A 7901-nucleotide genomic window follows, 5' to 3' on the forward strand; every position below is an offset into this window, starting at 1 on the left:
TTTTTCTCTCACATATGCACTTACTCTTTCTGATCTTCCACGCCTGTTTAATTTAAAATCCAATTAGACCTTCCACAACTACATTTCGTTACCACAAAGTCCAATGGTAATCCCCTCATTTACATATAATTAAAAAGGGATATCTGGCAGCAAAAAACTACCGCACGCGCTGCTTGTTATCCCCCTTCATCGAAATTGATAGATTTATTCACTTTCAAAAGCTAGTACAGACTTTTAAAATTTGATATTATGATTAGCATTACTCGTATTTAGTATGTAATCCATGCACTGAATCATATCGTTAATACGTTGTTTTTTTGAGTTGTAATAACGGATGTTTGAACCTTCTCGAATACTTATGGCATCTTTAATAATATTGTGCCATCTTTCAGGTAATTTTTTTAAAGCATATTTACTTGCCTCAACTTTTGAAACAATTTCACGTTCTTGCAATGTATAAAATTGTCTTAGCATCCCTGTAATTGACCATTCAACTTCTAAATCAATTAATTTATTAGGTAACAGAATTGACATAGATTGATATTTTTTTCTAGCTTTCAATCTATTTGCCCAATAGGTGTTCATATTTTTTAATATGTAGTCATTTAGAATTTTGTCATTTACATTGAAGTCGTATGTATCTATACTTGTGCCTAAAATTGTTATTCCTTTATTTTTCAGAATCCACCAAGTAATGGGATTAACCCCTTCATTACTCCATTTAATTTTACCGTCATTTACGTATAAACAATTTTTTATCTCCGACTCGTCTTTTCCAACATCCTCAACTAATAAATAACATCCATCCATCACTGTTCCCTTATATTTTTGATTCAAAGCTTTATGCAGATTAGCTATTTCTTTCACATCTAATTCAGTTAAAGGTCTGTTTATCACTGCGATAAAATCAATATCACTAGAACCTTCGCTATACGCGTTAAGAGCAATTGAACCATGTAAATATAACCCTTCCAGTGTATTTGGAATTTGTTTATTCAATCGTGTAAGATATTCATTTAATATAGTTTGAACCAACATAGACACATTTGAGTTCAGAAAAATCCCCTTCTTCCTAGCATTGATATTTATAATATCAAAATAATGGAAGGTTTTCTAATTTCGATAATCCCCCCGAATGTAGATGAATGCTATTCCCTCTATCTGTATTTGTTAAGAAGGACTACAAAAGATGGTCGGTCGTTAGTCCTAACATTTAGCAATTAAACCTCATCTCATCGACCGACATCCGAGTTTATTTTTCTATGATAAGACATACTCTTAAATTTCATTAAAGCAATCGTTTACAATCATTAAGATGCTTCTTTACAAATCATTAATAAATTCCCATCTAAATCTTTGAATACAAAATAAAAATGATCCTGAATCTCTGTAACAAGTTCCACATGATTTTCCTGCATAAATTGATAAGCAGCCTCAATATCATTCGTTAAAAATTGAATGGCTGGAACTTGGTAAGTAGAAATATCACCATCCTCTTTTCTCCACTTTGGCATGGCATCTAATATTAATCCAGCCGTACCTTCCATCGGTACCACGAATACGTGTCCAAAATATTCTTCTCCTCCTTCCAATCCAAGAATTTTTCTGTACCATTCTTTTGCTTTCTCTAGGTTACGAACTGGAATAAACACACCACCGATTTGGTTTTTAATTGGTGTTCTGTAGTCAGGTGTAGTCATAATACTTCCTCCTTTAATGATGTAATACACTTTTAATTCGCTATTTTCTAATATACACCTTTCTAATTTTGAAAAATTCTTGTGCAACAAGCCTATACTTAGTTCAATCAGAAAAAAAGAACTGCATAGGCAAACTCTTTAAGTTATAATTAACGTCTTTCGTCTTCAATGTGTTATAATGCTTGTAACTGACTAGCCTAAACATAAGGGCATAAACCAATTCGAGCCGTAGCGTCTGTAAACGCTGCGGCTTTTATGTTTGTGGCAGTTTCAAAACAAAAGAAAAAGCCCCACTTCATTGCGCGTGTGACTCTTCTAGACCTCCTAATATTCACTTTTCAAAAGTGAAAAGATGACAAGATCAACATACTTCCCTTTTTCAAATTCATGCTGTCTTAAAACACCTTCTTTGGAGAAATTCAATTTTTCCACTAATCTTATTGATGATGTATTTTCCGGTTCAATTTTCGCCTCTATTTTATTGATTCCCATCGATGTAAAGGCAAAGTGTATTATCTCGCTTAAAGCCTCTTGCATCATACCCTTCCCCCAATAGTCAGGTCTTAAATCATACCCAATTTCTATACGGTTATGTTGTTTTTCATAATTCAAATAACCACATGTTCCAATCACTTTTTGAGACTTAGCGTCTTCGATTACCCATCTTAAGCCAATTTGTTCCTTGAAAATTTTATCGTACCAATTTACTTCATCTAATGCATCTGCCATTGAATCAAATACTTTTAACGGCATATACTTGACTACATTTTCATCGGAATAAAGCTCAAAAAGATCCTGGCAATCCTCAACGTTTCCTTTTCGTAAGATAAAGCGTTCTGTCTCTATTTTTGGAAAATCTTTAAATTCGAACCCCATATTCCTCATAACTCCCCTTTTTCACCAAAACTAACATTTACTAATTAAAAGTAACATATTGCTTAGGAAAATAATCCAAAATATTTAGGTCCTCTATAACAATAGTAATATTATTCATGAGTAGGACTTCGTTTATGTTTTTCGTTAATAATTTTCTTATTAAGGATTCTTACTTTTCCCACCATCAATAACCTCATATCTTCTACTATATACTTAGCTAACTCTTCATCCGATATGTCATCACCATCAATATCAAGACGGAATTCCTGCCCTTGAATTCCACCCCCGTTTGTAAACTCAATTTCAAAGTCAAATAAAACTCGTTTATCCATTGCAGTCCCCACCTTACCTTTAGCGTGCTATCAATATATTCTGCATGGAATGAACTAATACCTTGTTTCTAATTGGCTGCTGCCGCTTCATAAATGCGAAGAAACACTCTCTTTTGCTCAAAATGGTTGCATCTGCTACTCTTGTATTATCAGAATTTTCCTTTTTAAAAGGAGGAACAATCATTGAGTGAAAAATTATTAAGAGTAGGTACCACCTATATTCCAGTTGTAAGTGTAGAACAATCAACAGAATGGTATGTAAACAAACTAGGAGCGGAATTAAGTTATCAAGATAAAGACAAGGCTATACTTAATTTTGCTAACCAAAGTATATTTCTAGTTAAGTCTAAGGAAAATCAAAGCGCCAATTTTTATGATATTTACGGCAATGAGCATTTTTCCTTAACTTTTGAAGTCAATGGTTTACATGCTTTAGAAGCTATACATCGGGAGTTTATTGAAAAACAAATTAGAGTGGGGGAAATTGAGGAAAGAGGACATACGGGGAGAAACTTTGTTTTTATGATGTAAATGGCAATAAGTTTGATGTATGGAGCGAATTAAGCCCGCTCTTTAAGGAAAAATACGAATGCTCAAAGTAATCTCTTAACCTATTTTGCCCAGGCTAATTAAAATCAGCACCTGGGCATTTTGATTTATCTATACATATCTAATAAATTTAACAAATACCTTTCTGTTTCGTTGATTGAAAACATGACTTCCTTATGAAGTTTATCTTCCATAACATTATCATCATTAAAAAGCTCTAAGTATTTATTTACTTCCAGAAAGAATTTTTCATGTTCCTGTAAAAATTCATCAATTTTTTGGTCACCAGGTGTTACGGATAAATAAATAGTTTTAAATAAATTAAAGTCACTATATGCATTACTTAAGAAATAGATGGCCAGCGTTTTATCGCTATTAACATGTGATTTCACAAAAGTTAGATTTTGCTTTAATTTAATCAACGCATTGATAAGATTTGTAGTCTGTTTAAGCATATTTGCTGTATTACTATACATTTTAATAACCACCTCCAACTCTAATAATAGCAAAAAATCATCAAATTGGAATAATTCTCTGCAAAAGTTGTCCTTTCTTCCCTGAATAAAACACTTTATAACCGAAACCATAGGGAAATGTGGCATGCACTAACTAAAAGGCATCAGGACATCTTTCACAAATACCAGCCTTTTAATTGGAACGATTTTGTTTTTATAGTTTTTTCTTTACTAAAGGCAATAAACTATAAAACCCAAGTCATCGAATCATATAAATAGTAGTGTTAAGCTAATTTAGTTTAACTTGGTACCTCCCGAATTGTTACTTAGGGGTCACTACAAGGTGGCCCTTAATAGTTCTCTATTGATCTTTCATCTGTTAAATATTTATTTAGTATAAAAACAATGAATGATATGGCTGAAATGAAAACCTAATTTCAATTCATAGCAGTTATCTACATATTGTTTCATAAATTCTTCAGGAAGCTGTGGCGTTTGCTGACGCTGCGGCTTTTTTGTGCATTTTTCTGTGCTATAAATTTGATTCACTTACTTATACGCGATAATTAAACGATACGAACAGTAGCACTTGAGTTCAAACATGAATAAAAACTAAATGACAAGCTATAGAGCAGGAAATAGATGTTTATGTCTTATTCCTTTTTTTGAGTATTTGAATTGATAACGTCCAATTTAAGTTCTTATAAAGATATAGATATTTCTACTATGTAATAAGCCTTGGTATATAAGAACACCTTTGTTTATAAGTTTTCTATTGAAAAAATATCTACTAATTCATCTCTACAATTTTTTTATTTTTTGGAAATATGATTAATACGACCAAGGAAAGTAACAACCTATTACATATTATGAAAAGGTAATCTGCAGATTATAGATCTTTACATTGGAGGGGGTGAAAATTACATGCCATTAACAACTGGACCAATAGAAAATACAGGAAATCAACCAGCTAATGCAACTAGCGTTCGTGTCAAAATTCTCAATCTTACTGGAGGTCAACTTACTGGCGTAGTTCGAGTTTTTAGACTAAACGGTACAAGACACCTTATATCAACAACTCCATTTAGCGTGGGTGCAAACGCTTCTGCTTTTGTAACACCAGGTTTAGGAAATTCGGCTCAATATGAAGTTGAAATTGCTCCTAACCAAACAGGAGGATTATATAGTGTTTACGGACGAACTGCTTCAGGGGTTATCATTACTGCCCAAAGACTTGTGCACTCAGAATTAACAGAAATTCTTTAATTTCCCATCAGATTTTAACAGTTAAAATCATAAAAGCCCTATAGCTTGCTATAGGGCTTTCCTATTCATTCATTTACCTCCGACTTATCCCCTTTCTGTATTGATCAGTAACAAGAAAAAAATCTATCTCCTTATATTTCTTCAAATTTCATATTATACTTTCAATTATTTAAGCTATACAAAAAATCACATTCATTAAAGGTTGAAATCATTTCTTTATAGACATATTACCAATCGCCTTCCAATCTTTATTCATAAAATATTTATATAGGATAAGATGTATTCTCTTGGGGATTTTTTCCTTGTAACAGATACCTATAATTTACAGGGTCCACAACATATTAAAAAGGGAGGTGAGGAAAGATGAAAAAATTGGACCAACAAAAATTTATTTGCCACAGTGAAAATAATCGAGTATTTCGGCACCGTATAAACGCTATTGACATAGATTCCAATGAATCACCTTTAGAGGTTATTCCTGAAGAAGAAGTTATTCTCCCAATAAAAAATAGATATTTCTATAAAGTTGCAGATGATATTGCTTTAACAAATGGAGCAATCTTCTAAATTTATTTTCAGATAATAATGGCAATTCATGAACATAATTAAAACACTTTAATCCTCATGGATAGATCAATCTTTACCTTAAAACTGTCACCTAAGAGACACCGGTCAGTATAAAGTAACTTAAGATTCGTTAACCCGAAACCCAATTCATACTGGTACAATCACAACCAGAACTCCATTAGAAAGGTAAATATAGTTTAGCTTTTAGCCTAACACTCCTATTTTGGTGCTAAGGGTTACTTTTATCTGAGTGACCCTTAAGATCTTTGTTTTATTTGTCTAAAAATCAGTTACATCTAATCCCTAATATTTACCGATACTTCACGAATAAATTACTGAAAAAATGAATTCTTTATGGAAGGCAATATGACTGATATTTGGATCGTTATCCTTCAATTATAGTACTGCCTCCCTGCCGAAGTATATTTACCTTTTAAGGATGCAAATAAATTATAGAAGTGCCATATTATATATAGGAGGATTTTTAAGTAGTGATGGTGATTGGGATTATGCTTTACACCAACACCACTAATAAAAAGTTATCGATCACTACTTTATGGACAACTATATATCATACAAAAGCCAATTGAACGTATTTTATTATTTCAGGAAACAGGTGAACAGTATACTCGAGAACAACGAGCACAACTATTTGAGCTACTATATGATGCATTTGCGGATGTTGCTAATCAAACTGGTGGCGGTCTACAGATGGAGCCCTCAATTAAAGAACAATATTCTGGAGGATTTCAATATAAAGAACGAATATCTTCAATGCTTGAATGCCTACATAGAAGCGAGAACCCCAGAAAAACGTAAGGAAGCCCATTTACAACTGAAGGAACAATATGAAGCCTATCAGATATTTTTAAAAAAGGCGGAAACAAATTAGTTAAACCATTTGAGTAAGGGCTTCGATACACCTGATTAAGTTTCATAAAAAAACCTATATGTTAACTTAAATAATAATCCATGTTAACATATTATATATCATTATTTTGGGGGTGTTTTTTTGTCTGACAAGAATAAATCATTGCTTGGCTCGGTTACTAGTTTGGCTTTACTTACTTTAGGAGGATATCGAATCTTTACAAACAACTTAGAAGCTATGTCCATTCTCGTAGCCTATGTTTTCTTTATTTGCGGACTGATAGGCTTTATTTTTAATGTAATAAAGTTATCTAAAATTCCTAGAACCTAACGTTGTCATATTACAACCTTTCAAATTTAAATCGAGTACCGTTCCCTTTCTTTTTTCTAACAGGCCCAGAAATACTTCATGGGTTTACATATGTTAAGTCTAGAGCACAAAGAAGGGCGGAATGAAATGGATCCACGGTTAGCACAATTGCTTCAAAAAGTAAGTTTATATGGTACGTTAGCGAAATACTATGAACATATTGATCCAGAGAAACATATGTATTTTTACGAACAACATTTTAAGTATGAAACACAACTTGTTCAACTGTATTGGCAACTTCACAGAGAAAATCCATATGCCTATTAATTCAAAAAAGACCAGTAGCTCCTTTTTTAGAGAGCCTGGTCTTTGTTTTGCTCAATTTTTCTTTGTTCCTGAAATACCTTTCTTGTCCCTTATATAGTCTATTGGAGCTCGAATAATACTATCGAATAAATCAGTTGGTTTACGTGGTATAGCAGGTGTCATGAAATTAGTGCCTAAAGATTTTAAGCTTAGTAAATGATGGATTAGCCATGCAAGGGCGAGCATTTGTCCAAACAAGCCAAACAGTCCGGCAGATAAGATAAAAATATATCGTACAAATCGACTTGCATTACTCATTAAAAATATAGGGGGAAGAAAGGATAGTAACGCTGATGTAGCTACTAATACAATAAGAATATTACTTAAAAGACCAGCTTGCACTGCAGCTGTTCCAATAACTATACCGCCAACGATACCGATTGTTTGCCCTACCTTTGTCGGCATTCGAGAACCCGCTTCTCGTAAAACTTCAACGATCAGTTCAATAAACAACACTTCTATAAGAGGTGGAAATGGAACTTTACTCCTCGATTCCTGAAGATTTAATAATAATTCATATGGTAAAATTTCCGGATGAAAAGTTAAGGCTGATATATACATCGGCGTAATCATGATTGTAAGGAAAAAGCCAAAAAAGCGTAACATTCTT

General features: G+C 32.8%; 10 protein-coding genes and 1 pseudogene. 5 read left to right on the top strand and 6 right to left on the bottom strand.

Features of this window, described 5'->3' with window-relative positions:
• Positions 1-234: 234 nt before the first annotated feature.
• From RT445_RS21970 to RT445_RS21985, 4 genes are all read right to left on the bottom strand, one after another.
• The gene (locus tag RT445_RS21970; protein WP_274793330.1) at positions 235-999 is read right to left on the bottom strand and encodes an aminoglycoside adenylyltransferase domain-containing protein; all 765 of its coding nucleotides are present in this window, start codon (positions 997-999) and stop codon (positions 235-237) included.
• A 311-nt stretch (positions 1000-1310) separates the two neighbouring features.
• Positions 1311-1700 carry a VOC family protein gene (locus RT445_RS21975; RefSeq protein ID WP_274793331.1) on the bottom strand — a complete coding sequence of 130 codons (390 nt, stop codon included), beginning with the start codon at positions 1698-1700 and terminating at the stop codon, positions 1311-1313.
• 324 nt (positions 1701-2024) lie between these two features.
• The gene (locus RT445_RS21980) at positions 2025-2576 is read right to left on the bottom strand and encodes a GNAT family N-acetyltransferase (RefSeq protein ID WP_274793332.1); all 552 of its coding nucleotides are present in this window, start codon (positions 2574-2576) and stop codon (positions 2025-2027) included.
• Positions 2577-2686: 110 nt separating this feature from the next.
• Entirely contained in the window at positions 2687-2908 is a 222-nt protein-coding gene (locus tag RT445_RS21985; RefSeq protein WP_274793333.1) for a cyclase, read from the bottom strand.
• Positions 2909-3091: 183 nt separating this feature from the next.
• On the opposite strand from RT445_RS21985, the pseudogene RT445_RS21990 reads away from it, so the two are divergent.
• Positions 3092-3510, top strand: a pseudogene (locus RT445_RS21990) (VOC family protein).
• 54 nt (positions 3511-3564) lie between these two features.
• On the opposite strand, the gene RT445_RS21995 reads toward RT445_RS21990, so the two are convergent.
• Entirely contained in the window at positions 3565-3933 is a 369-nt protein-coding gene (locus RT445_RS21995) for a hypothetical protein (protein WP_274793334.1), read from the bottom strand.
• A gap of 903 nt (positions 3934-4836) precedes the next feature.
• Between RT445_RS21995 and RT445_RS22000 the strand changes: the two genes are divergently transcribed.
• The 4 genes from RT445_RS22000 to RT445_RS22015 all read left to right on the top strand — a co-directional run bounded on the left by RT445_RS22000 (position 4837) and on the right by RT445_RS22015 (position 7252).
• Positions 4837-5178, top strand: a complete 342-nt coding sequence (locus RT445_RS22000; RefSeq protein ID WP_274793335.1) for an ATPase — start codon at positions 4837-4839, stop codon at positions 5176-5178.
• Between the two features lie 363 nt (positions 5179-5541).
• A complete protein-coding gene (locus tag RT445_RS22005; protein WP_312506434.1) occupies positions 5542-5745 on the top strand; it encodes a hypothetical protein in 204 nt (67 codons plus the stop codon).
• Positions 5746-6246: 501 nt separating this feature from the next.
• Positions 6247-6564 (top strand): hypothetical protein, encoded by a 318-nt coding sequence (locus RT445_RS22010; RefSeq protein WP_313471560.1) that lies wholly within the window; start codon positions 6247-6249, stop codon positions 6562-6564.
• 508 nt (positions 6565-7072) lie between these two features.
• On the top strand, positions 7073-7252 hold the full coding sequence (locus RT445_RS22015; protein WP_274793339.1) for a hypothetical protein: 180 nt from the start codon (positions 7073-7075) through the stop codon (positions 7250-7252).
• Between the two features lie 51 nt (positions 7253-7303).
• Here RT445_RS22015 and RT445_RS22020 read toward each other — a convergent pair.
• On the bottom strand, positions 7304-7901 hold a 598-nt coding region (locus RT445_RS22020; RefSeq protein ID WP_313471561.1), incomplete at its 5' end, for a spore germination protein.

It is taken from the genome of Lysinibacillus sp. (assembly GCF_032093475.1).
Taxonomy (GTDB): domain Bacteria; phylum Bacillota; class Bacilli; order Bacillales_A; family Planococcaceae; genus Lysinibacillus; species Lysinibacillus irui.